Source organism: Flavobacterium sp. GW821-FHT12A05, from assembly GCF_058807735.1.
In genome coordinates, this window is sequence record NZ_JBXAQY010000008.1 from 97,454 (window position 1) to 121,837 (window position 24,384).

The 24,384-nt window shown below is 33.5% G+C and carries 20 protein-coding genes; 10 read left to right on the forward strand and 10 right to left on the reverse strand.

What is annotated here, in order from left to right:
* Positions 1–142: 142 nt before the first annotated feature.
* The 4 genes from AC1RRQ_RS18955 (at position 143) to AC1RRQ_RS18970 (ending at position 5,570) form a co-directional block, all read left to right on the forward strand.
* Entirely contained in the window at positions 143–1,870 is a 1,728-nt protein-coding gene (locus AC1RRQ_RS18955; protein WP_493024572.1) for a phospho-sugar mutase, read from the forward strand.
* 4 nt (positions 1,871–1,874) lie between these two features.
* Positions 1,875–2,918: a PDDEXK nuclease domain-containing protein gene (locus tag AC1RRQ_RS18960; RefSeq protein WP_493024573.1), complete on the forward strand. Its 1,044-nt coding sequence runs from the start codon at positions 1,875–1,877 to the stop codon at positions 2,916–2,918.
* Positions 2,911–4,740 (forward strand): ABC transporter ATP-binding protein, encoded by a 1,830-nt coding sequence (locus AC1RRQ_RS18965; protein WP_493024574.1) that lies wholly within the window; start codon positions 2,911–2,913, stop codon positions 4,738–4,740. The genes AC1RRQ_RS18960 and AC1RRQ_RS18965 overlap by 8 nt, the downstream gene beginning before the upstream one ends.
* A 128-nt stretch (positions 4,741–4,868) precedes the next feature.
* Positions 4,869–5,570, forward strand: a complete 702-nt coding sequence (locus AC1RRQ_RS18970) for a hypothetical protein (RefSeq protein WP_493024575.1) — start codon at positions 4,869–4,871, stop codon at positions 5,568–5,570.
* Positions 5,571–5,744: 174 nt separating this feature from the next.
* Here AC1RRQ_RS18970 and AC1RRQ_RS18975 read toward each other — a convergent pair whose 3' ends face one another.
* The 3 genes from AC1RRQ_RS18975 to AC1RRQ_RS18985 all read right to left on the reverse strand — a co-directional run bounded on the left by AC1RRQ_RS18975 (position 5,745) and on the right by AC1RRQ_RS18985 (position 10,712).
* Complete coding sequence (locus AC1RRQ_RS18975) at positions 5,745–6,464, reverse strand: hypothetical protein (RefSeq protein WP_493024576.1); 720 nt, start codon at positions 6,462–6,464, stop codon at positions 5,745–5,747.
* 88 nt (positions 6,465–6,552) lie between these two features.
* The gene (locus AC1RRQ_RS18980) at positions 6,553–9,018 is read right to left on the reverse strand and encodes a TonB-dependent receptor plug domain-containing protein (protein WP_493024577.1); all 2,466 of its coding nucleotides are present in this window, start codon (positions 9,016–9,018) and stop codon (positions 6,553–6,555) included.
* A gap of 11 nt (positions 9,019–9,029) precedes the next feature.
* Positions 9,030–10,712 carry a M23 family metallopeptidase gene (locus AC1RRQ_RS18985; RefSeq protein WP_493024578.1) on the reverse strand — a complete coding sequence of 561 codons (1,683 nt, stop codon included), beginning with the start codon at positions 10,710–10,712 and terminating at the stop codon, positions 9,030–9,032.
* A gap of 179 nt (positions 10,713–10,891) precedes the next feature.
* Here AC1RRQ_RS18985 and AC1RRQ_RS18990 point away from each other — a divergent pair, with 179 nt between their 5' ends.
* The 3 genes from AC1RRQ_RS18990 to rny all read left to right on the forward strand — a co-directional run bounded on the left by AC1RRQ_RS18990 (position 10,892) and on the right by rny (position 13,249).
* On the forward strand, positions 10,892–11,182 hold the full coding sequence (locus tag AC1RRQ_RS18990; RefSeq protein WP_276381932.1) for a coiled-coil domain-containing protein: 291 nt from the start codon (positions 10,892–10,894) through the stop codon (positions 11,180–11,182).
* Between the two features lie 5 nt (positions 11,183–11,187).
* On the forward strand, positions 11,188–11,481 hold the full coding sequence (locus AC1RRQ_RS18995; RefSeq protein WP_012022231.1) for a cell division protein ZapA: 294 nt from the start codon (positions 11,188–11,190) through the stop codon (positions 11,479–11,481).
* Positions 11,482–11,689: 208 nt separating this feature from the next.
* A complete protein-coding gene (gene rny / locus AC1RRQ_RS19000; protein ID WP_493024579.1) occupies positions 11,690–13,249 on the forward strand; it encodes a ribonuclease Y in 1,560 nt (519 codons plus the stop codon).
* A 67-nt stretch (positions 13,250–13,316) separates the two neighbouring features.
* On the opposite strand, the gene AC1RRQ_RS19005 is transcribed toward rny, so the two are convergent.
* The 6 genes from AC1RRQ_RS19005 to AC1RRQ_RS19030 all read right to left on the reverse strand — a co-directional run bounded on the left by AC1RRQ_RS19005 (position 13,317) and on the right by AC1RRQ_RS19030 (position 18,761).
* Positions 13,317–14,837, reverse strand: a complete 1,521-nt coding sequence (locus tag AC1RRQ_RS19005) for a sensor histidine kinase (RefSeq protein WP_493024580.1) — start codon at positions 14,835–14,837, stop codon at positions 13,317–13,319.
* Between the two features lie 140 nt (positions 14,838–14,977).
* On the reverse strand, positions 14,978–15,874 hold the full coding sequence (xerD, locus tag AC1RRQ_RS19010) for a site-specific tyrosine recombinase XerD (RefSeq protein WP_493024581.1): 897 nt from the start codon (positions 15,872–15,874) through the stop codon (positions 14,978–14,980).
* Between the two features lie 80 nt (positions 15,875–15,954).
* Entirely contained in the window at positions 15,955–16,461 is a 507-nt protein-coding gene (locus AC1RRQ_RS19015) for a hypothetical protein (RefSeq protein WP_493024582.1), read from the reverse strand.
* Between the two features lie 148 nt (positions 16,462–16,609).
* Entirely contained in the window at positions 16,610–17,239 is a 630-nt protein-coding gene (locus AC1RRQ_RS19020; RefSeq protein WP_493024583.1) for a porin family protein, read from the reverse strand.
* Positions 17,240–17,419: 180 nt separating this feature from the next.
* A complete protein-coding gene (locus tag AC1RRQ_RS19025) occupies positions 17,420–18,004 on the reverse strand; it encodes a porin family protein (RefSeq protein WP_493024584.1) in 585 nt (194 codons plus the stop codon).
* A 175-nt stretch (positions 18,005–18,179) separates the two neighbouring features.
* Positions 18,180–18,761, reverse strand: a complete 582-nt coding sequence (locus tag AC1RRQ_RS19030) for a porin family protein (protein WP_493024585.1) — start codon at positions 18,759–18,761, stop codon at positions 18,180–18,182.
* A gap of 540 nt (positions 18,762–19,301) precedes the next feature.
* On the opposite strand from AC1RRQ_RS19030, the gene AC1RRQ_RS19035 reads away from it, so the two are divergent.
* The 3 genes from AC1RRQ_RS19035 (at position 19,302) to AC1RRQ_RS19045 (ending at position 23,151) form a co-directional block, all read left to right on the forward strand.
* Positions 19,302–19,862, forward strand: a complete 561-nt coding sequence (locus AC1RRQ_RS19035) for a porin family protein (protein ID WP_493024586.1) — start codon at positions 19,302–19,304, stop codon at positions 19,860–19,862.
* 214 nt (positions 19,863–20,076) lie between these two features.
* Entirely contained in the window at positions 20,077–20,490 is a 414-nt protein-coding gene (gene aroQ / locus AC1RRQ_RS19040; protein ID WP_493024587.1) for a type II 3-dehydroquinate dehydratase, read from the forward strand.
* Between the two features lie 171 nt (positions 20,491–20,661).
* Entirely contained in the window at positions 20,662–23,151 is a 2,490-nt protein-coding gene (locus AC1RRQ_RS19045; protein WP_493024588.1) for a DUF5686 and carboxypeptidase regulatory-like domain-containing protein, read from the forward strand.
* Between the two features lie 344 nt (positions 23,152–23,495).
* On the opposite strand, the gene AC1RRQ_RS19050 is transcribed toward AC1RRQ_RS19045, so the two are convergent.
* A complete protein-coding gene (locus AC1RRQ_RS19050; RefSeq protein WP_493024589.1) occupies positions 23,496–24,374 on the reverse strand; it encodes a cation diffusion facilitator family transporter in 879 nt (292 codons plus the stop codon).
* Positions 24,375–24,384 lie beyond the last annotated feature (10 nt).

Sequence of the window (24,384 nt, forward strand, 5' to 3'; positions counted from 1 at the left end):
TAGCCCTGATGGGAACGGCATCTCCCGATTTAAAAAAACAAGGCTTTTTAGCCGTAGTTTTTATTAATCGGGAATAAGTGGACAGCAGGAATCAGCTCCTGAAAAAACTTATCTTTATTTAAAACATTAAAAAGACATTTACATGAATATAGCTCCTAATATTTTAAACGCTGTAAACGAATGGTTAACACCAACATTTGATCAGGAAACACAAGCAGCTGTAAAAGAATTAATGACTACTTCGCCAAAAGAACTTGAGGAAAGTTTTTATAAAAACCTTGAATTTGGAACTGGAGGTATGCGTGGTGTTATGGGCGTTGGAAACAACAGAATTAATAAATATACACTTGGAAAAAATACTCAGGGTTTATCTGATTATTTACATGAGGTTTTCCCAAATCAGCCTTTAAAGGTTGTTATCGCTTACGATTGCCGTCATAATAGTAATACTTTGGCAAAAGTGGTTGCTGATGTTTTTTCGGCAAACGGAATTCAGGTTTATTTGTTTTCAGATTTAAGACCTACTCCGGAATTGTCTTTTGCACTTAAATATTTAGGTTGTCAATGTGGTATCGTTCTTACGGCTTCGCATAATCCGCCGGAATATAACGGTTATAAAGTGTATTGGGAAGATGGCGGACAAATTGTTCCTCCGCAAGATGCTGCAATTATTAATGTAATTGAAAACTTAAGCTACGATAAGATTAAATTCAGCGCAAACGAAAGTTTGATTCAGTATATCGATACTGAAATTGACAAGGCGTTTGTAAAATCGTCTATAGACAATGCGAGTTTTAATACTCCAACTGAAGCCAAAGACAATCTTCATATTGTTTTTACTTCATTGCACGGAACCTCTATAAAATCTGTCCCTGATACTTTATCGCAGGCAGGATACAAAAATGTTCATATTGTACCGGAACAGGCAGTTCCAGACGGGGATTTCCCAACTGTAAAATCTCCAAATCCAGAAGAACCAGAAGCTTTGACAATGGCTTTGGCTTTGGCAGATAAAACAAATTCTGATATTGTTGTAGGTACAGATCCTGATTGTGATCGTCTTGGTGTTGCTGTTAGAAACAACGACGGCAAAATGATTTTGCTTAACGGAAATCAAACCATGATTTTAATGACTTCTTTCCTTTTAAAACAATGGAAAAAAGCCGGAAAAATTAACGGAAAACAATTTGTAGGCTCCACTATTGTTTCGACTCCAATGATGATGGAATTAGCAACAAGCTACGGCGTTGAATGCAAAGTTGGATTAACAGGATTTAAATGGATCGCTAAAATGATCAAAGATTTTCCTGAATTGGAATTTATTGGCGGAGGCGAAGAAAGTTTCGGCTTTATGGTTGGCGATGCTGTTAGAGATAAAGATGCGGTTGCCGCTACCTTATTAATATGCGAAGTTGCTGCGCAGGCCAAAGCTGTAGGAAGTTCTGTTTATAAAGAACTTTTACAACTTTATGTTGAAAATGGTTTTTATAAAGAATTTTTAGTTTCGCTGACTAAAAAAGGAATGGAAGGCTTACAGGAAATCAATCAAATGATGATTAATTTACGTCAAAATCCTTTGAAAGAAATTAACGGTCAGCGTGTAATTATGGTTGAAGATTACCAATCATCGACAGCATTAAACTTATTGACAAACGAAGAATCTTCTATGGATATTCCGAAATCAAACGTATTGATTTATTATACAGAAGATGGTTCTAAAATTTGCGCAAGACCAAGCGGAACGGAACCAAAAATTAAATTCTACATCAGCGTAAATGCAGAATTAGAATCGGTTTTAGATTTTGATGATGCCGAAAGTTTCTTAGACCAAAAAATACAGAATATCATTGCAGATATGCAATTGAATTAATAAAATGAGTAACAAACTTGACACACATGATAAACCCGAACTATTAGATTCAATAATTGGACTAATAGATCAAAGCCGTCATTTTGTTGCCAAAACAGTTAATCAGGAATTGACGCTCTTATATTGGAAGATTGGAAAAAGCATCAATGATGAAATTCTAAAAAACGACAGAGCTGATTATGGAAAGAGAATAATTCCTGCATTAAGCGAAGCTTTAACCAAGAAATACGGAATAGGCTTTAACAAAAGAAACTTACAAAGTTTTATCAAGTTAAACTCTGTTATACAAGACTTTACAATTTTGCACACACTGTGTGCAAAATTGACTTGGTCTCATATTAGATCACTAATTTACATAGAAGATAATATAAAGCGTGAATTCTATATTCAAATGAGTATTCACGAACACTGGAGTGTACGGACTTTACAAGATCGAATTGACAGCATGCTTTTTGAAAGAACTGCCATCAGCAAAAAACCAGAAGAAACAATCGTTAACGACTTAGCTTTATTAAAAAACGAAAAGCAAATCAGTGCAGATTTAACTTTTCGAGATCCTTATTTTTTAGATTTCCTAGGACTTCATGACACCTATTCTGAAAAAGATTTAGAAAGCGCCATTTTAGCACAACTTCAAAATTTCATTACTGAAATGGGAAGTGAATTTGCATTCCTGGCCCGACAAAAAAGAATAACTATCGACGATGAAGATTTTTACATCGATCTTCTCTTTTATCATCGCGGTTTAAAACGTCTGGTTGCCATAGATTTAAAATTAGGAAAGTTTAAAGCTGGTTATAAAGGACAAATGGAATTATATTTGCGCTGGCTAGAGAAAAACGAACAAAAAGAAGGAGAAAACAAACCAATTGGATTAATTTTGTGCAGTGAAAAATCACCTGAACAGATTAATTATTTAATGCTGGATAATGATGAACAAATTAAAGTCTCAGCTTATTTAACCCAATTACCAGAAAAAAAATTATTGCTGGAAAAACTCGAGAGAGCCATTGCCATAGCAGAAAACCATATACATAAAAATGAGTAATTTCAAAAAAATAGTTCCTTTTATATATCCATATAAAAAATACGCATTCTTAAACATCTTTTTCAATGTTTTATATGCGCTTTTCAGTACTCTTTCGTTTGTTGCGTTAATACCAATGCTTCAGGTTCTTTTTGATAAAACAAAACAGAACTCAGTAAAACCGGTATTTCACGGGATAATGAAAATCCAGCAATATGGCGAAGACTATTTGAGCTACTATATTACAACAACAAAAGGCACACACGAATCCGGGTATGTTCTATCGATAATGGTTACGATTATTATTTCGATCTTCTTGCTTAAAAACTTAGCCGATTATGCTGCCATGTTTTTTATCACTTTTTTACGAAATGGTGTTTTAAGAGACATGCGAAATGCGATGTACAAAAAAACACTGGAGCTGCCTTTGGCTTTCTATTCTGAAAAAAGAAAAGGAGATGTAATTTCCAGAATTTCTGCCGATGTAAATGAGGTTCAAAACTCGTTTTTGGCTATTCTCGAGCTTATTGTAAAAGAGCCATTAACGATTATTTTTACTATAACGACAATGTTAATTATCAGTCCGAAATTAACTTTATTTGTCTTTATATTTATTCCGGTTTCAGGTTATATCATTTCATTAATCGGGAAACAGCTTAAAAAACAATCTACAAAAGCACAACAAGAACAAGGTACTTTTTTATCGACTATAGAAGAAACTATAGGCGGCTTGAAAGTGGTAAAAGGATACAATTCTGAAAATTACTTCAACAGCGTTTTCCAAAACTCTACAGAACGTTTTTTCAATCTATCAAACAGTATTGGTAACCGTCAGAACTTAGCTTCACCAGCGAGTGAATTTATGGGAATTACGGTTATCGCTGTATTACTTTGGTATGGAGGCCAGATGGTTTTAATTGACAAAACCTTAGACGGCGCTGCTTTTATCGCTTACATGGGATTAGCTTACAATATCCTGACTCCTGCAAAAGCAATTTCTAAAGCTTCCTACGGAGTAAAAAGAGGAAATGCTGCCGCAGAACGTGTCTTGGAGATTTTAGATCAGGAAAACACCATTACGTCTAAACCTGATGCTATTGAAAAAACAACTTTTGATGACAACATAAGTGTTGAGCATATCAACTTTAAATATGAAGACGAAAATGTATTAAAAGACTTTTCTCTTAAAATTAAAAAAGGGCAGACTGTTGCACTTGTTGGGCAGTCCGGAAGCGGAAAAAGTACCATTGCGAACTTATTAACCCGCTTTTATGATGTAACTGACGGTTCTATTTCTATTGATGGAGTCAACATTAAAGACATGAACCTGCAATCGCTTCGCAGTTTAATGGGATTAGTAACTCAGGACAGTATTTTATTTAATGACACCATCAAAGCTAATATTGCATTAGGAAAACTAGATGCTAATGATGATGAAATTATCGAAGCTTTGAAAATTGCTAACGCATACGAATTTGTAAAAGATCTGCCATTAGGAATTTATACTAACATTGGCGACAGTGGAAACAAACTTTCCGGCGGACAAAAACAACGTTTGTCTATTGCCAGAGCGGTATTGAAAAATCCGCCAATTATGATCCTGGACGAAGCGACATCAGCATTAGATACCGAAAGCGAAAAATTTGTTCAGGTTGCGCTTGAAAACATGATGCAAAACAGAACTTCAATCGTAATTGCTCACAGGCTTTCGACTATTCAAAAAGCAGATGTTATTGTGGTAATGCAAAAAGGAAAAATCGTTGAGCAGGGAACGCATGACGAATTAATTGCCCACAATGGCACTTATAACAAATTAGTGACCATGCAGTCTTTCGAATCTTAAAGACTTACACATAGAACAAATAATCTACACAGATTAAGGAAACATTAAAACTCCGTTTAGTTTCTTTAATCTGTGTTTATTTTTATAACTTTAGGTTGGTTAAAGATTAAACTTTAATTCTTTCAGAAATGTATCTTAACAGCCTTAACCTAAAACTTCCGGACGACCCTGATACTATTGTTTGGAAATACCTCGACTTATCTAAATTCCTTGATTTATTACTTTCGAAGAAACTATTCATGTCTCGTTCTGATAAGTTTGAAGATCAATACGAAGGAACTTTCAGCGAACCTACTTTCGAAGAAATTAAAAAATTGGCCGCTGATAATCCTGAGTTTTTAAATTACCATAAAACGCATCGCGAAAAAGTAGCCATTAGCAGCTGGCATATTAACGAATATGAATCTTTTGCGATGTGGCAGATCTTTACAAAAAACAATGAAGGTTTGGCGATTCAATCTACAATTGGAAGACTTCAAAAAGCAGTAAAGCCCGAAAATAATTTTGACCAGTATATTGGCGAAGTCAATTACATCGATTATAAAAAAGAGTATATTCCGTTTGATGATTTGTTTTTTCCGTTTTTATTTAAACGAAAAAGCTTTCAGTACGAGCGCGAAGTACGCATTCTTACCGACACTTCAAAAAGTGATATCAAACTAAACGACGGAATAAAAATCAACATTGATATCAATCAATTAATTGAGAAAATATACATTCATCCAAAATCTGAAAACTGGTATAAAAAACTCGTAATCGAATTGGTAGAGCGCCTGGAATTTGGTTTTGAAATCGAAAAATCTGACCTGGAAAGTGACATATTGATATAAAGGTGCTAAGGTTCTTTTTAAGATACTAAGGTATTAAGGTTCTGAGATTCTAAGTTTTTTTTTTAAACACCCCTTAAAAGAAAAGCTCTTTAAAAATTAATTGATTTAATTTTTAAAGAGCTTTTTCTTGATTCCAAAATCTTAGCTCCTCAGAACCTTAGCATCTCAGAACCTCTAAATAGGTTTATAACTCTTCACTTCCCATTTTTTAGAAGCTAAGTCTATATAATTATAATGCAGGACATCGTTTTTATCGAATTGACCGTTTTGGTTAGTATCTTCAATTGTTCTAAAATATAAACGGTTTTTAGATTCGATTAAACTCCAGTCAACTAATTCCTGAAGATCTGCAGAGACTTTTGTAAAATTTTCACCGCTGATATTACTTAGATACAAAGTTTTAATATCGCTTGTATCAATTTTTCCATCTTTATTGGTATCAGAATCTGTCAGCGTATATACCATAACATTATTATGTGTTCTGTCTGCAACCGTTTTTAAATAAGTAGCCGTTAAAATCAAAACTGGCTTATCTGATAAAGGACGTATAGAATCTGAATCGACTTTTTGAAATTTCAGGTTTTGAAGATAACCCGTAATTTCATATTCACCTAAATTAGAAATAGTAAAGCTCACATCGTTTACACTCGAAGATCCGTAACGGGCTTTCGAACCTCTTTCATAAACTCTTAAGTCACCAACCGGGTGAATTAAGTAATCTGTCCCTTGCATTTGAATAGGCAAATCGGCAACTTCTACCTGCGTAGAATCAGCTTTTGTGACACTTACCTTATTTGATACGTCGTAACTTACTTTTGGCTTTTGAACTTCCTCTCGGCAACTAATTAATGTTCCGAAAGTTACTATGGCGATATATTTAAAATACTTTTTCATCTGCAATGATTATATTCGATTACCAAATATACTATTTTTGATTGTAATTTTGGTTTTTATTGAATTTTACTAGACAAATTCAAAAAGTTTACAATCTCGCATTGATCTTTACATTAAAAACTCTTGAAGTCATATAATTTGGAATCGCATATTGATTTTTAGAATATACATCGCGAACCCAAGTATTTGTAATTGCATTTTGATTGTTAAAGAGATTGAAGATCTCTAATCCGACAGCTAATTCTTTAAAGTTTTTCAACCAGCTTGTTTTAGAACTCTGCGTGCTGGCATCAACAAAAACTTTAGCAAAACCAATATCAGCTCGCCTGTAATCGTTTAATCTGTTTTGATATAAATACGGATCAGAATAAGCTGGCGCACCGCCTGGTAAACCAGTATTGTAAACCATATTAAGATATACTTTTACACTAGGAATATTAGGCATATAATCCTGAAACAACACTGCAAATTTCAAACGCTGGTCGGTCGGTCGGGCAATATAACCTTTGTTTTCGTAGTTTTCTTCGGTTTTTAAATATCCAAAACTTACCCAAGATTCCGTTCCCGGAACAAATTCGCCATTTAATCTAAAATCAAGACCTTGTGCGTATGCTTTTGCATTATTATTGGCTACATATCGAATTCGCACGTTGTCGATTGAATATACATTTACATCCGAAAGCGATTTATAATAAACTTCGGTAACCCATTTAAAAGGGCGATTCCACATTTTAAAATTATAATCGTTACTCAAAACCACATGAATTGCTTCCTGCGCTTTCACATTCGGATTTACAACGCCGTCTAAATCTCGAAGTTCCCTATAAAACGGTGGCTGATGATACAATCCTCCAGAAATCCTGAAAACCATATCACGCTCCCAATCTGGTTTTATAGCAAACTGAGCTCTCGGACTTACCACAATTTGATTTTTTCCTTCTACTGAAGCTCCGGAAACATTCCAACTCTGAAAACGCGCTCCAATATGATACCAAATCTGGCTCGAACCCAATTCTGATTGTTTATTCCATTGTGCGTATCCGGAAAATCTATTAATTGTATTAAAATTAGTAGCGCGAATATCCTGATAAGGCAAAAGCGGACCAGTATAAGGAGAATAAGGCTGATTGTTTTTGGGCAGAATAACCAATGGCGGATTTATAGAAAACCCTGCCGAGTCGATCATCTCCCACTCTACAACTCTATCCCGGATTGATTCTCTGGTATATTTTAACCCAAATTCAAGCTGGCTTTCTTTCCACTCTTTAAACCCTTTAATCTCAGCATTTGCAATTAAGGCATCTAAATCGTTTCGGGCGTGATTAAGTTGAGAACCAATACCTCGCGTAAAATCGATTGATGATGGGTTTGTTGGATTTTCAGGATCAACATTTCCTAAACGGTATTGAGCCAGAATATCGAAATGCTCTTGTTCTGTAGTATGAAATAAGGAACCAATAAACTTTAAAGTCAGCGAAGGCGAAACTTTATAAGTTGTTTTTAAAGCTCCGAAATAAGTATCGTATTGATCTTTTTCCTGACCTTCATAATAAACGGCCAAAGCCATTGGCTGATCGATAGTCCCAAATTTTGTATCGCGGGTTAAAGGCTGATACAAATATTTATTTTCCGAGATATTTCCTAAAAAGCTTACTTGCCATTTCTCAGAAATATCATAGTTTATATTCGTTTGAAAATCGGCAAAAGTGGGCTTATAATTCGTTTGAGTATCCTGACTGTTTACAAGCAGACTATTATTTCGGTAACGAACTCCGGTAACGGCCGACCATTTTTTGTTTTTTGAAACCAAATCGACAGACGCGCTTCCGCCTAAAAAACTTGCTTCAAGAGAAGCACCAAACTGAGTTGGCTTTCTATAGGTAATATCTAAAACAGAAGATAATTTATCTCCAAATTTGGCCTGAAATCCTCCGGCAGAAAAATCTACGTTCTGAACCAAATCTGTATTCGTAAAACTCAATCCTTCCTGCTGTCCTGAACGTATTAAAAACGGACGATAAACTTCGACTTCGTTTACATAAACTAAATTTTCATCATAACTGCCCCCACGAACTGCATATTGCGTACTTAATTCATTATTTGAATTGACACCCGGAAGTGTTTTTAGAATATTTTCTATTCCTGCATTGGCACCCGGAATCTTTTTTATGGTCGCGGTTTCTACATTTGTAATTCCCTGAACTCGTTTTTTATTTTTGGAAGAAACAAAAACTTCTCCCATTTGTTCCTGAGAATTATTCATTACAGGATTAAAAACAAAAACTTCATTGGGTTTTAAACTCACCGTAAGGCTGATCATTTTTAAAGAAATGTGTGTAAAAATAATCGACGATTTTTTATTGGAAAGTACCTCGATTTCAAAAAAACCATTAATATCAGATTGGGTATTATTTTTACCCGATGTTATGTTTACATTAGAAACCGGATGATTTTCATTATCTAAAATAATACCTTTTACATGAGCATTTTGAGCAAATGAAACACAAGTAAAGCACAAAAAAAGCAAAGCGAATATTAACCGGTTTTTATTCAAGGATTTGGGTTTTATTTTTGTTGACTTCTAAAAAAACGAGTTTCAAAGATAGTAGAATTTCCTACATTATCAACCACTTCAATTTTTAAAATATTTTCGCCTTCAATCAAATACTGATCATCAAAAGTATGGGTAATTCTTTTGCTTTTATTTTCATATTCAAATAAAACCCAGGTTCCGTTTAAATATCCGTTATAAGACTTAATTCCAGAGGAAGAATCGCTAATTGTAAAGTCTATTTTTTTCTGACTGCTGATCCATTTTCCTTCAACAGGATTTGTAATTCTTATAACCGGCGGTATAGTATCTAGAACTAAACCGTATGTTCCTAATATTTTAGCTTTGGCAGTAAAAACATCTCCTTTTCTAATCGTTCCGTTATAGCTGTTTCCTTTTCCTATATATAATTTATCGCGCAAAGATTCAGGATAAGTGTCGTCTTTAATCGTAATGGTAAAGTTTGAATGTACGGGAACCGTATCATCATGAATGTAAACTTTATTGTTTTTTACATCAAAGTTCATATTAAAATCATCGTAGAAAGTTCCTGCCGGAAAGAAAACTGACATATTATCTTTCTCGAAATTTGCATCCTTATTATATCTGACAAAATATTTTGACGTAACAGGTTCTGCCTGAACAAGCGGTGTTGCAGTATCGTATTCAATTGGAACGGTAATTGAATTTTGATTTCCGAAATAATCCGAAACTTCAATTTTATAAGTCGAAGCCAGATTAGGCTGCGCCGAAATTATACCGCGTTCAGCATCGGTTTTAATAATACTTAAGGCAAAAGGCGTTTTCATAAAAAGTTTTTGAACACGCTGACTTGTCTTTTTATATCTTGGATAATCGATAAAAGCGTTAATGAAACGCATTTCGTCAAACGAATAGGTATTGAACTGGTAATTGTAATTCTGATTTCCGTTTAAAAAAGCTGAAACATTAAAAACGCCGTTTTTGTTATGAGAAACATCATCGGTATCTACGGCATTAATCCCAAAACCAATTTTTCCGTTTGTTTTTACTTTTCCTGCTAAATATGTTCCGTCTTTTTGAAGTGTCATATTAACCAGCAAAGGCTGTTTAGACTGATTAACCGTCGCATTGTCTAAAGGATAAACATATAAACTTGACAAGGTTGGTTTTTTAGTATCCTTTATATTTTTATCAAAGCCAAAAAATATCGGATTGATTACAAATTCTGTTTTAGTGTCTCTAATTTCAAAGTGCAAATGTGGCCCTTCCGAAGATCCTGTATTTCCTGAAAGCCCAATTAATTGTCCTTTTGTAACCGGAAGTTCGTCTGGTTTTGGGAACATTTCAATTTCGTATGCCTTTTCTTTGTAATGCGTTTTCTTAACATAATCCAGAATTGGCCCTATTGGTGTCTGCAAATGTCCGTACACAGAAGTATATCCGTTTGGATGCGTAATGTAAATGCATTTTCCGTTTCCAAAAGTCGAAATTTTTATTCTTGACACATATCCATCAGCAATGGCATACACATTTAATCCTTCTCTTTGATTGGTCTTTAAATCAAAACCGGCATGAAAATGATTCGGTCTTAACTCTCCGAAATTCCCCGAAAGCTGCATTGGAATATCCAGCGGCGGACGGAAATAATCTTTAGGATACTGTGTTTGGGCAAATAGAAAGTGGCAAAAGAATAAGGCAAATACTGATAATTTCATAGGTAACATTTTTGCTAAGATAAAAAATTAACAGGTAAAAACCGAGAAAAAACCAACAAAAACACAATTGATTGAATTTCATTTATTTGTCTATTTTTAATGCAAAAAAATCGAGAAAAAATTGCATTAATAAAAAGGAATACTAACTTTGTATGATTAAGTAATGAATAGGATTTATAATGAGTGTAATTGCCGAAATAATTGATACTCTTGAATATAAAGTCGAGAAGCTTTTTGAAAAGTCAAAAGGCCTTGAAAAAAATAATCAGGAATTACGATTAGAATTAGCCAAAGCCGTGCAAATTATCCAGAAACAATCTGAAGAAATGGAAGCTTTGAAAAAGCAATATGAAACACTTAAAATAGCCAATTCGTTACTTGGCAGCGACAACAACAAGAGAGAGACAAAGCTTAAAATAAATTCATTAATTCGCGAAATTGATTACTGTATAGCACAACTATCAGATTAGAAAACATGGACGGAAAGCTTAGAATTAAAATATCAATTGCCGACCGCGTTTACCCGTTAACGGTTGAACCCGCTCAGGAAGAAGGCCTTAGAAGCGCCTCAAAAAAAATTGATGCTATGATTAAGCAATTCGAAGAAAGTTACGCAGTTCGCGATAAACAAGATGTATTAGCCATGTGCGCATTGCAATTTGCATCGCAGGTGGAACAAAAACAAATTGATAACGCAATCGATGGCGAAGAAACTATCGAAAGAATTAAAAGATTAAATTCGCTTTTAGATCAATATCTCGAAAATTAAACGTTCTTTACAGAAACTAAGATACTGCCTACATTAGTTCACAATTGGTAAACTCAACACTAACAATTTAGAATGAGCAAATCGTCGCTACTATAGTATGCCCAGCTTTGACCGGGAAACTTGAACAGTGAGTTAGCTCAAAACTTGTCTTTACGAGTTTATACAAGCAATTAATGTAGGCTTTTTTTATATATAAACCCTAACAAACATGGACATCATAACGATCATCATTGGTATTGTAGGTATTGCAGCAGGTTTTGCAATAGCTAAAATTATCGAGAAAAGTAATATTTCAAACCTAATCAAAAACGCTAAAAAAGAAGCCGCTTCAATATTAAAAGACGCTAATTTAGAAGCCGAAAATATTAAGAAAGATAAAATACTTCAAGCAAAAGAAAAATTTATCGAATTAAAATCTGAACACGAACAAGTTATTTTGGCACGCGATAAAAAAGTAGCCGAAGTAGAAAAAAGAGTGCGTGATAAAGAATCTCAAGTTTCTAACGAACTTTCTAAAGCCAAAAAAGTCAATGACGATTTTGAAGCTAAAACGGCTGAATTCAATAATAAAATTGAAGTTCTGGACAAAAAACAAGCTGAAGTTGACAAATTACACAAAAGTCAATTACAACAGCTTGAAGTAATTTCCGGACTTTCTGCAGAAGAAGCAAAAGAACAATTAGTTGAAGGTTTAAAAGCCGAAGCTAAAAGCAAAGCTATGTCTCACATTCAAGATACGATTGAAGAGGCTAAACTTACTGCACAGCAAGAAGCTAAAAAAATCATCATCAATACAATTCAAAGAGTTGGAACTGAGGAAGCAGTTGAAAATTGCGTTTCTGTTTTCAACATTGAGTCTGATGATGTAAAAGGACGTATCATTGGTCGTGAAGGTCGTAACATTAGAGCCCTTGAAGCGGCAACCGGAGTTGAAATCATTGTTGATGATACACCAGAAGCTATCATTCTTTCTTGTTTTGATCCTGTTCGTAGAGAAATTGCTCGTTTGTCTTTGCACAAATTAGTAACTGACGGACGTATTCACCCGGCAAGAATTGAAGAAGTTGTTGCTAAAACAGCCAAACAAATTGATGACGAAATTATCGAGGTTGGTAAGCGTACTGTTATCGATTTAGGAATTCACGGTTTACACCCAGAATTGATTAAAGTAGTGGGTAGAATGAAATACCGTTCTTCTTACGGACAAAACTTATTACAACACTCGAGAGAGGTTTCTAAACTTTGCGGTATTATGGCAGCTGAATTAGGCTTAAATGTAAAACTGGCTAAAAGAGCTGGTTTACTACACGATATTGGTAAAGTTCCAGATACAGAAAGTGATTTACCACACGCATTATTAGGTATGCAGTGGGCTGAGAAATACGGTGAAAAAGAAGAAGTTTGCAACGCTATTGGAGCACACCACGACGAGATCGAAATGAAATCGTTATTATCTCCAATCGTTCAGGTTTGTGATGCTATTTCTGGAGCAAGACCAGGCGCAAGACGTCAGGTTTTAGATTCTTACATTCAGCGTTTGAAAGATCTTGAAGATGTAGCTTACGGATTCAGCGGTGTTAAAAATGCTTATGCAATTCAGGCTGGTAGAGAATTACGTGTTATTGTAGAAAGCGAAAAAGTTTCTGATGATAACGCAGCAAACCTATCTTTTGAGATTTCACAAAAAATTCAAACAGAAATGACTTATCCAGGTCAGGTAAAAGTTACAGTAATTAGAGAAACAAGAGCAGTCAATATTGCGAAATAATTCTCCATTTATATAAAACCAAAAAAAGGCTGTCTTGATCAAGACAGCCTTTTTGTTTATAGATAATTTAAAGATCATTAAAAACGATTTTAAAACTGGTCCCTACTCCAACTTCACTTTCTACAGAAACAGTCGCTTTCATGGCCTCTATTTGATTTCTGGTGATATACAAACCAATTCCCCTTGCTTCGTTGTGTTTATGAAATGTTTTATACATTCCAAACAATAAATCTCCATATACTTTCAAATCGATACCTAAACCGTTATCTGTAATTTTTAAGGACTTATACCCTTCCGGCTCAATTCCAAAATCAAAAACAATAAGCGGATCACGATCTGGATGCGCATATTTTATGGCGTTTGTGGTAAAGTTAAGCAGTACACTTTCCAGATAAGCCGGATTAAAGTTAATCGTTAAATACTGCGGTACATTATTTACAATCGTAACTTTCTTTTGTTTGTCGTACCCTTTAATAGTCGAAATTGTTTTTTCGATGTACTCATGAAGTTTTAAAGGCTCAACCGCAATATTGATATTACTTTGGGTTTTTACAATTTGTGTTAAATTAGAAATCGTCTCATTTAAATCATTCGAAACCGTTCGAAGATGTTCCAGCATTTCTGTAACCGTTTCCCTGTCTCCATCGGCATCAATAAAATCTAAAATCGTTTTGATATTTCCGGCCTGTGTATTTAAATTATGCGAAACAATATGAGAGAAATTCAACAGTCGGCTGTTTTGATCGCTGTACAATTTCATTGTTTTCAGCAATTCTAATTCTTTTTCTTTTTGAGCAGAAACATCGGTATGAGTTCCAATAACACGCAGCGGCTTTCCGTTTTCATCACGTTTAATCACTTTTCCGCGATCCAGAATCCATTTATAATTACCGCTTGAAGTCATTACACGATGGTAATTTTCGTAAAACGGAATTTTATTATCGAAATGTTCTCTGATATCTGAATAATATTTTGGAAGATCATCCGGGTGCACGATTTTATCCCAGCGTTCCGGATCATCAAAAATATCTGCCGATTCTAATTCTAAAATTTTAAGCGAAAGCGAAGAATAAAAAACATTATTAGTCACCATATCCCAATCCCATATTCCGGCCGTCGAAGCTTCAAGAGCAAACTGAAATCGTTCTTCAGAAATACGAAGCTTTTCTTCTTTATCTTTTAATTCCGTAATATCCGAAATATGCCCAAAAAAGCTCACTCTTCCCTCAGCCGATAATTCTGTTTTGGCCTTAACCTTAAACCATCGAAGCCCTTTTTTAGGCAAAACAGCTCTAAATTCAATCTGCCACGGTTCTATATCTTTTCTGGCTTTAACCAAAGATTGAAAAAACAAATCCCGATCCTGTTCAAAAATTCGTTCGTAAATAATCAATTTGATATCATCTGTAAACTCCTCTACAGAAATTTCAAAAATTTCATCTGCCGACTTACTAACTAAAGGAAAAGTGTAGTTATTATCGCTGTCTATGATAAACTGAAAAAGCAGATCAGGCATTTCGGCAAACAACTTCCTGTAAAAATTATTTATTTCTAAGCAATCCTCATTACTGTATAAATCAAAAACCATATATCGCTATTTAAGTAAATAATACTATACCAATTCGAGCTAAAGAATGCTCAAAAATCAGCTTATTTTACTCGCTTTAATGTAAAACTTTAATACAAGGTATTAATTTTTGATTTAAAAATTAACAACTGCCGTGAAAATTATTTACGCGGATGGTAAGAATGCATGACTTCTTTTAAGAAACTCCTGTCTAAATGAACATAAATCTCGGTTGTAGTAATAGATTCATGCCCCAGCATTAACTGAATCGATCGTAAATCGGCTCCGTTTTCCAGCAAATGGGTAGCAAAAGAATGGCGTAATGTATGCGGACTGATGCTTTTATTTAAATTGATTTTGACTGCCAAATCTTTTATAATTGTAAAAATCATGGCGCGTGTCAGTTGATTTCCTCTTCTGTTTAAAAACAAAGTATCTTCACAGCCTTTTTTTATATTGAGATGAACTCTAATCTCATCCTGATAGATTTCGATGTATTTTTTTGTCAATTTTCCAATGGGCACGAAACGTTCCTTGTTTCCTTTTCCGGTTATTTTGATAAAACCTTCATCAAAAAATAAATCGGATATTTTAAGCGTAACCAATTCAGAAACCCGAAGCCCGCATCCGTAAAGCGTTTCGAGCATGGCACGATTTCGTTCGCCTTCGTTACTGCTTAAATCAATTGCCGCAATAAGCGCATCAATTTCTTTAACTGATAATGTGTCCGGAAGTTTCCGTCCTGTTTTAGGACTTTCAATTAACTCTAACGGACTATCATTTCGATAATCTTCAAAAACCAAGTAGCTGAAAAAGCTTTTTAAACCCGAAATAATTCTTGCCTGCGATCTTGGATTTACTTCTTTTGAAACCGCATATATAAATTGCTGTACCGTTTCGTCGGTAATTTTTATGGGAGAAACATCAATTTGATTGACCTCTAAAAAAAGACACAATCGCTCTATATCAAAGCTGTAATTTTCAATTGTATTTTTAGACAAACCTCTTTCTATCCTTAAATACGATTGATAATCTTTTATATAATTATTCCATTTCATATTCACAAAGTAAAACATTTTTTAGGCATAAAAAAACCTTCCCGGTTAAGGAAGGTTTTAAAAATATAGCAAACTATAAATTAGAATTTATAATTGAATCCGATGTTTAAAGAAGAAAGTGTCGCATCGTCAGATATGGCTTTATAAGAAGCAAACAATTCAATTTTCTGGTTTTGATATCCAAATTTTGGCTGATACAAAACTCCTCCATCTCCGTCTCCGCTTGATGCATAAATTGCATATCCTAAATCAGCACCAACAAATAAATTATCGGTAATTGAATATTGTGCAGTTGCTGCTACCGGAATGAAACCAGCATTAGGGCTTTTAATTTCAAAATGTCCATAACCATAATCATAGTCGTTAGATTTTGGGACATAAGCGGTATAACCCGTTGTTGCTCCAACGCTGAATTTGTCAGCAACATTCCAAAGATACGCCACATCAACACCTAAATTAGCAGTATAGGAATCTTTTAAATCGCCTAAAACCACACCAGCGTGTGCTCCAACTTTAAAGTGTCCATCCTGAGCATTTGCAAAACCAAATGCCATAACTGCAATAGCAGATAAAAAAATTCTCTTCATTTTAATTTGTTTTGGTTAAATATTTAGCCAAATATAAAAATATACTTATTAATCAGGCATTTTAATTTAACAAACAAAATAGTATTTATTCAAAAAAAATTAGAACATAAAAAAACCTTCCTGAATGAGGAAGGTTTTAAATATTTTATTAAAACTTTTTAAATTTATATGTAGCTGACACTGAAAACACCCCATTATGGATTTTACCATCATCACCATCCACAGTTTTACCAATATTAGCTAGTCCTAAATTATACCTTGCACCAACAGAAATGTTTTCTGTAAAATTATATCCAGCACCAAAGTTTAAACCAAAATCAATTGTCTTATAATAATCTTTAATACTCATTTCTGCTTTCAAACCATCAATTTTTACTTTACCATTTGCACTAACCAAAAACCCTACCTGTGGTCCTGCTTCAATTGCTAACTTTTCAAATACATAGTATTTAAACATTATAGGTACATTAATATATCCTAAATTATACTTAACCTTACTTTTATAATATTGATAATTATATCCATCATAAAAACTACTAATAATTTTGATTTTTGCACCTTGTTCTGAATACAGTACTTCGGGTTGAATAGCAAATTTATCCGATAATTTAATTTCAACAAAAGCACCAGCATTAAATCCAACTCTTGAATTGAACCCTTCTACATCTCCAGAAAAATTCGAAACATTTAATCCTGCTTTAACACCATATTTTACATCTTGAGCATTTACACATCCAAATGTAATTACTGCAATCATAGATAAAATAATCTTCTTCATTTTATTTTAAGTTTTAGTTAAGTTCAAATAAAAACAAAAAAAGAAAGCCCTAACTTACAGTAAAAGTTATTTGAACAATAAAATAAGACATAAATAAGTCATTAAAATATTTCCAAAAAAAACAAAATAAAAAAACCTTCCTGAATAAGGAAGGTTTCAAATATTATTAAAGCTAAATAACTAGAATTTATATCCTAGAGACAACGCAAAATTGCTGTTTTTAAAGCTTGCATTATACAAATCCGGATATTGAGATTCATTAGAAGTATTATTAACATCTGTTAAGCCAATTGTGTAACGAGCACCTGCAGAAATATTTTCTGTAAAATTATATCCACATCCTAAATTAAAACCATAATCTGTTGATTTATAAAGATCACTTATATCTTCGCCTCTGGCTTTCGCAGATAGTAAAAGACCAATTTGTGGTCCCGCTTCAACAGAGAACATATCTGTAATGTAATATTTCACCAAAACCGGAATATTTAAATAATTCACTTTGATGCTGGTATTAGAATCTCCCTCGCTCCCTTCAATTGTAGTTCCTTGGGTAGAAAACAAAAATTCAGGCTGAATAGTAATTTTTTTTGCAATTTTTATTTCCGCAAAACCTCCAACATGAAAGCCTATTAAAGACTTAACATCTTCCTCATAACCTGTAAAATTTGAAACATTCAATCCTCCTTTTGCTCCAAATCTAGTTGATTGAGCATTCACAAATCCAAATACCATACAGACCATAATTGGTAAAATAATTTTTCTCATTCTCTGTAAATTAAAATTAAGGGAAAAGCACAACATCAAAAAAACAGTATATTCTTATACAAATATAAAATTTTATCTTAAACTAAATTCATATATAACTAGTTTTTAGCACAATACAAAGCATAAAAAAACCTCCCTGAATCAGGAAGGTTTCAAATATTATTAAAACAAATAATTAGAATTTATATGCTAGAGAAATCTGCAAATTGCTATTTTTTGCACTATCATAATAATCATCTGAATTATCGATATCTTTATCAGTAAGTGGAGATAAACCAATAGTATAGCGAAGACCAACTGATAAATTATCAGTAAAATTATATCCTGCTCCTAAATTAAAACCAATATCCGTTGATCTTGTAAAATCTTTAATATCATCACCATCTGCTTTAGCAGACAATAAAATACCAAGCTGCGGACCAGCTTCTACACTAAACTTATTGTCAACGATGTAGTATTTTGCCAATACAGGAATATTCAAATAATTCAGTTTAATATCTGCGTCAGATCCAAAAGGACCATCAACTTTAGTACCTTGAGCTGAGTATAAAAGCTCTGGCTGAATGAAAAATCTCTGAACAACATGAATTTCAGCAAAACCTCCAACGTGGAAACCTACTAAAGCTTTAGTATCATCAACGTCTCCTCCAACTACAGTTGAAATATTTAAACCACCTTTTACTCCAAATCTAGTTTTTTGCGCGTTAGCAAAACCAAATACCATTACTGCAGCTGCAGCTAAAATAATTTTCTTCATATAATTTGTTTTGGTTAAATTTTAATTTTAATAACCAAATATAAATATATTCTTCATAAAAATTAATTTGGAATTTAACAAATAAAATAGTAATAAGAATCTAAATTGTTAATAGAACATAAATTACATTTTAATCCGATCTTAAATTGTGTAAAAAATGAAATCTTTTATAGAACTTAAAAACTACAACAAAGCTTTATTTTAAATCAAACTGTTTACACGAAAAAGAAAAATTCAGCCTAACAGTTCTTACTTTTCTACGAGCATTTTTTGGGAAATCAAAAACTAGAATTAAGATTTTACTTATCAAAAAAACATTTTTCATACTATTTAATTATGAAAATAAGACAGAATTTAATTACAAATACAGACTTGACTTTCAAACAATTAGCAAAATAAACCCAAGGAAATCAACTAAAAATCTTAAAAAAGATGTAAATTTTAATAATTATATAAAGCTTTATATAAAACAATAAAACCGAAATAATGTAGTTTTGAACTATAGATAACATTAAAATACCAAACACTAAATTTTTTTTTATGAAGAAAATACTTTTAGCAGCTGTATTGTTCCTAGCAACATCAGCTGCAGTTCAGGCTCAATTTGTACAAATCGGGGTTAAAGCAGGGGTTAACTTTGCTAACCAAACAGGAGGCTCTAGTTTTGATGGAATTTCTGTTGACAAAGAAGGTATTACAAGTTACCATGCAGGTCTTGTAGCAGAACTTAAATTATTAGAAAAATTCTCTATCCAGCCAGAGCTTTTGTATACGACACAAGGAGCAACTTATAAAAATGCTTATTCGGAATTTAAAAATGAAATGGGTTATATTGCTATTCCGGTAATGGCTAAAATCTATATGACTAAATCTCTTAGCTTAGAACTTGGACCACAGGCTTCATTCTTAGTAAGCAATAAAAAGGAATTTGATGTTGCAGATCCAAAAACATTTGACTTCTCTCTTAATGCAGGTCTTGGATTAAAAGTAGTTGGAGGTCTTTTTGTTCAGGCTCGTTACGGAATAGGTTTAACAGAAGTTTCAAAAGAAGCTGACTTTAAGAACTCTGTATTCCAACTTTCAGCTGGATATATGTTCTAAAAGAATATCACATACTTTTATAAAAACCGGTCTATTAATTAGAGCGGTTTTTTTATTTTTACAAAGTTCAAAATCAATTGCAATTACAATGGCAATTCCAATTTAAAGAATCAATAATAATCTCAATTTATAAATATTTAGCTTAATTGAACTTATATCTCTAATATGGTTTAAAAATCTAAATGTTTCAACTTGCTAAACACATCTTATTAATATGAAAATCTGCATAATCAACGGCCCAAATTTGAATCTATTAGGAAAACGTGAACCGGAAGTTTACGGAAGCCAGACTTTTGAGGATTATTTTGAAACGTTGAAGCAAAAATTTCCAAACATAGATCTTTCGTATTACCAAAGCAATATCGAAGGCGAACTGATTGGAAAAATTCAGGAATGCGGTTTTACTTTTGACGGAATAATTTTAAATGCCGGCGCCTACACACACACTTCTATAGGTTTGGGCGATGCCATAAAAGCAGTTACAACTCCGGTAATCGAAGTACATATTTCGAATACGTATGCCCGCGAAAGTTTTAGACATCAGTCGTATTTATCCGGAAATGCCAAAGGTGTTATTCTGGGATTTGGATTAAAAAGCTATGAATTGGCGATTCAATCATTTTTATAAAAACTTGATTCAATGAATGTCATACTGAGCGAAGTCGAAGGCTAATTAAAACAAAAGGGGCTTCGACTTCGCTCAGCCTGACAAAGGCAAACTAAAACCAAATTAGAATTTAACAAATTATTAGTAACCTCATTTTCAACTTCTTTTATTTTTGTGAGAGAAACCACTTTCATGAAAAACTATACTTTAATCGCCTTTTTATTATTTTCTATTTCTAATTTCGCCCAAATCACAGGAACTGTAACTGATGAAAAGGGAAATCCGCTTCCATTTGTTTCTATTTTTGAAGAAGGCACCTATAACGGCACCACTTCTAATGAACAGGGAAAATATCAGCTGAACATAAAAGAAATTGCAGGAAAAACAATCACTTTTCAATATTTAGGTTATAAAACTCAAAAGAAAATTGTTCTCGCTGCAACGAAAACAGCCATTTTGGATATAAAAATGCAAGAAGAAAGCTTCTCGCTAAATGAAGTTGTGATTGATCCTAAAAGCAATCCTGCAAATGCTATTATAAAAAGTGCCATTGCAAATAAAAAAGAAAACTCCGATAAAACTGCACGTTACACAGCCGATTTTTATTCGAAAGGCATGTTTAAAGTGAAAGATCTTCCTAAAAAAATCTTAGGGCAAAAAGTAGATCTTAGTCCAGACATGGCTTCAAATTTAGATTCGACCGGAACCGGAATTTTATATTTATCTGAAACCGTTTCGAAAATCACTTTTGAAAAACCTGAAAAGCTAAAAGAGAAAATTATTGCCTCTAAAATCTCAGGAAATAATCGCGGATACAGCTATAATACTGCCGCTTTATCTACTTACGATTTCTATGATAATACGGTGAAATTTGATATTAAAATGGTTTCTCCTATTGCCGATAATGCCTTTAATTACTACAAATACAAGTTAGAAGGCACCTCTTACAATGATAATAATCAACAGATTTATAAAATTAAAGTGATCCCTAAACGTGATAAAGAACCTGTTTTTGAAGGCTACATATATATAGTCGACGATAGTTTTGCCATTTATGCTATAGATTTAGACATAAAAGGGTATCGAATGAAAAATGAGTTTACCGAAGTCATGAATTTAAAACAGAGCTTTAGTTATAACGTACAAAACAAAATCTGGTCTAAAAATGCGCAGACTCTTTCTTTTAATGCGGGTATTTTTGGGATAAAATTTTCCGGAAATTTCAATTACGTTTATTCTAATTATGAGTTTCCATCTTCTTTCGAGAAAAAAACTTTTGGCAACGAAATCGTCTCTTTTGAATTAAATGCGAATAAAAAAGACGATGCTTTCTGGAACGAAATTCGTCCAATTCCGTTAACGATTGAAGAAAGTAATGATTACACAAAAAAAGACAGTCTTTTAACGATTCGAACATCCAGAAAATACACTGATTCTATCGATGCGAAAAACAATAAGTTTAAGGTTTGGGATGTTTTAATGGGTTATGATTATAAAAATACGTTCAAAAAGTATTCTTTTAGTTATGACGGTTTACTAAAAATTACTTCTCTAAGTTTTAATACGGTTCAGGGATTTAATTTGGATTCTGGGTTTTCATTTAAAAAAGGCAATGACGAAGAAGGAAAAACAACTTCTGTAAGCACCACTTTCAATTACGGATTTTCTGATGAACGTTTCCGCGTAACCGGACAATTTACTCATAAATTCAATAATATAAATTATGCCACTATTGGAATATCCGGAGGAACAAAAACGGAGCAGTTTAATAACGCGGAACCTATTACTAAATTAGTCAACTCTGTAAGTTCTTTGTTTTTTAAAGACAATTATATGAAATTGTATAACTTAGAATATGCTCAGATTAACTATTCGCAAAACGTTTTAAACGGAGTTAATTTGTATGCCAAAGCAGCTTATGAACAACGAAAACCTCTTTTTAACACCACTGATTATTCTTTTTTTAAAAGAGATGATTTGTATTCTTCTAATAATCCTCTGGCTCCAAATGATTTTACAACAGCGCCATTCGAGCAGCATCATTTATTTAAAACCAGTGTAAGTGCCCGAATTAATTTTGGCAACAAATACATTTCAAGACCTGACGGAAGATATAATTTTAAAGATGATAAATATCCAACTGTAATTATAGGATTCGAAAAAGCGTTTGCTGGAAGCGAAAAGAAATACGAATTCGAGAGAATTGGTTCTTCGGTTCAATACGATCTACAACTTGGAAACAAAGGTACTTTGGGAATGAATTTTAAAGCAGAAAAGTTCTTTAATGCCGAGAATATTTCTTTTATAGATTACCGCCATTTTAACGGAAACCAAACTCATATTGGCACTAGCGGTCGTTATTTAAATGTTTTTAATTTAATGCCTTACTATGCCAACAGCACAAACGACAGTTATTTTGAAATGCATTTAGAGCATAACGACATGGGATATGTAATGAATAAAATTCCGCTTTTGAATCTCTTAAAGTCAACTATGAATCTTGGGTTTCATTCACTGGCAATTCCGGATCGTAAACCTTATTCTGAATTTACGGTTGGTTTAGATAATCTTGGTTTCGGAAAATTCAAACTTTTCAGAGTCGACTATGTACATTCTTATCAAGGCGGCATCCAGCAAAATGGTGTTGTTTTTGGGCTGAAGATTTTGAATGTGTTGGATTAAAGATACTGAGATGCTAAGATACTAAGGTTCTAAGTTTTTTTATCACTTTGTCACATTGAGCGAAGTCGAAATGCTTTGTCGAAGGTTCTCATTACCTGAGTGCGCGTTAGGGATGGAAGCGGCATCCTTTTTATTTTTTCTTTAAAAATAAAAAGATATAGCGGACAGCCCGGGCCGGAGGTAACGCACAAAAAAATCCGCCTACTCTTTTAGAATAGGCGGATTTTAATTTAATCTTTGTCAAAGTTTAGAACTTTGACAAAGAACTCTACTGTATATGAAACCTTTGAAGCTTTGAAGCTAAAACCTTAGCACCTTAGCATCTTAGTAACTCAGAACCTTTCTCAACAATGATAATCATCTGGTTCAATATGAATCAAGACATTTCCTAACTGCGGAATTTGTTCTTTTAAGGTATCTTGTAATTTATGCGATAAATCATGCCCTTCTTTTACCGAGATCTTAGCCGAAACAATAGCATGAAGATCAACATGATAACGCATTCCTGCTTTGCGGATAAAACATTTTTCGGTTCCAAGAATTCCGGGTACTGTTAAGGCCTTTACCCTAATTTCTTCGACTAAATCATCGTTCAGATTTTCGTCCATGATTTCGCCAAGTGCAGGTCTGAAAATCTTATAGCTGTTGTATAAAATAAAAAATGCTGCAAAAAGCGCCGCCCAATCATCTGCAGATTCGTATCCTTTGCCCATAATTAAGGCAATCGAAATTCCGATAAAAGCAGCTACAGAAGTTATAGCGTCACTTCGGTGGTGCCACGCGTCGGCAGCAAGAGACGAGCTGTTTGTTTCCTTGCTTCGTTTCATGACCAATCTAAACGAATATTCTTTCCAGATAATAATGGCTCCCAGAACATATAATGTCCAGGATTTTGGTAAATCATGTGACGTTCTAATATTGGCAATACTTTCATATCCAATAATAGTTGCCGAAGTGATTAAAAAACCAACAACTAAAAACGTAATTAAAGGTTCTGCTCGGCCATGACCGTAAGGATGATTTTCATCTGGCGGTTTATTAGAATATTTAATCCCGAACAAAACCAAACAAGACGAAAATATATCCGCTGTTGATTCTATCGCATCTGCAATCAAGGCATAAGAATTGCCAAAAAAACCTGCCAAGCCTTTTACCAAGGCCAAGCAGGTGTTTCCAACTATACTAAATATAGTAGCTTTTACAGCTTTTTGTTCATCTGTCATGTAGACTATT

Bases quoted from the DNA above. Each gene is read 5' to 3' on its own strand.
- AC1RRQ_RS18970 (WP_493024575.1), top strand. From the start codon at position 4,869: ATGTATCTTAACAGCCTTAACCTAAAACTTCCGGACGACCCTGATACT.
- AC1RRQ_RS19005 (WP_493024580.1), bottom strand. From the start codon at position 14,837: ATGGTTTTTGATTTATACAGTAATGAGGATTGCTTAGAAATAAATAAT.
- xerD (WP_493024581.1), bottom strand. From the start codon at position 15,874: ATGAAATGGAATAATTATATAAAAGATTATCAATCGTATTTAAGGATA.
- aroQ (WP_493024587.1), top strand. From the start codon at position 20,077: ATGAAAATCTGCATAATCAACGGCCCAAATTTGAATCTATTAGGAAAA.
- AC1RRQ_RS18985 (WP_493024578.1), bottom strand. From the start codon at position 10,712: ATGAAATTATCAGTATTTGCCTTATTCTTTTGCCACTTTCTATTTGCC.
- AC1RRQ_RS19020 (WP_493024583.1), bottom strand. From the start codon at position 17,239: ATGAAGAAGATTATTTTATCTATGATTGCAGTAATTACATTTGGATGT.
- AC1RRQ_RS18960 (WP_493024573.1), top strand. From the start codon at position 1,875: ATGAGTAACAAACTTGACACACATGATAAACCCGAACTATTAGATTCA.
- AC1RRQ_RS18990 (WP_276381932.1), top strand. From the start codon at position 10,892: ATGAGTGTAATTGCCGAAATAATTGATACTCTTGAATATAAAGTCGAG.
- AC1RRQ_RS18965 (WP_493024574.1), top strand. From the start codon at position 2,911: ATGAGTAATTTCAAAAAAATAGTTCCTTTTATATATCCATATAAAAAA.
- AC1RRQ_RS19045 (WP_493024588.1), top strand. From the start codon at position 20,662: ATGAAAAACTATACTTTAATCGCCTTTTTATTATTTTCTATTTCTAAT.
- AC1RRQ_RS19035 (WP_493024586.1), top strand. From the start codon at position 19,302: ATGAAGAAAATACTTTTAGCAGCTGTATTGTTCCTAGCAACATCAGCT.
- AC1RRQ_RS18955 (WP_493024572.1), top strand. From the start codon at position 143: ATGAATATAGCTCCTAATATTTTAAACGCTGTAAACGAATGGTTAACA.
- AC1RRQ_RS19050 (WP_493024589.1), bottom strand. From the start codon at position 24,374: ATGACAGATGAACAAAAAGCTGTAAAAGCTACTATATTTAGTATAGTT.
- AC1RRQ_RS18975 (WP_493024576.1), bottom strand. From the start codon at position 6,464: ATGAAAAAGTATTTTAAATATATCGCCATAGTAACTTTCGGAACATTA.
- AC1RRQ_RS18995 (WP_012022231.1), top strand. From the start codon at position 11,188: ATGGACGGAAAGCTTAGAATTAAAATATCAATTGCCGACCGCGTTTAC.
- AC1RRQ_RS19015 (WP_493024582.1), bottom strand. From the start codon at position 16,461: ATGAAGAGAATTTTTTTATCTGCTATTGCAGTTATGGCATTTGGTTTT.
- AC1RRQ_RS19030 (WP_493024585.1), bottom strand. From the start codon at position 18,761: ATGAAGAAAATTATTTTAGCTGCAGCTGCAGTAATGGTATTTGGTTTT.
- rny (WP_493024579.1), top strand. From the start codon at position 11,690: ATGGACATCATAACGATCATCATTGGTATTGTAGGTATTGCAGCAGGT.
- AC1RRQ_RS19025 (WP_493024584.1), bottom strand. From the start codon at position 18,004: ATGAGAAAAATTATTTTACCAATTATGGTCTGTATGGTATTTGGATTT.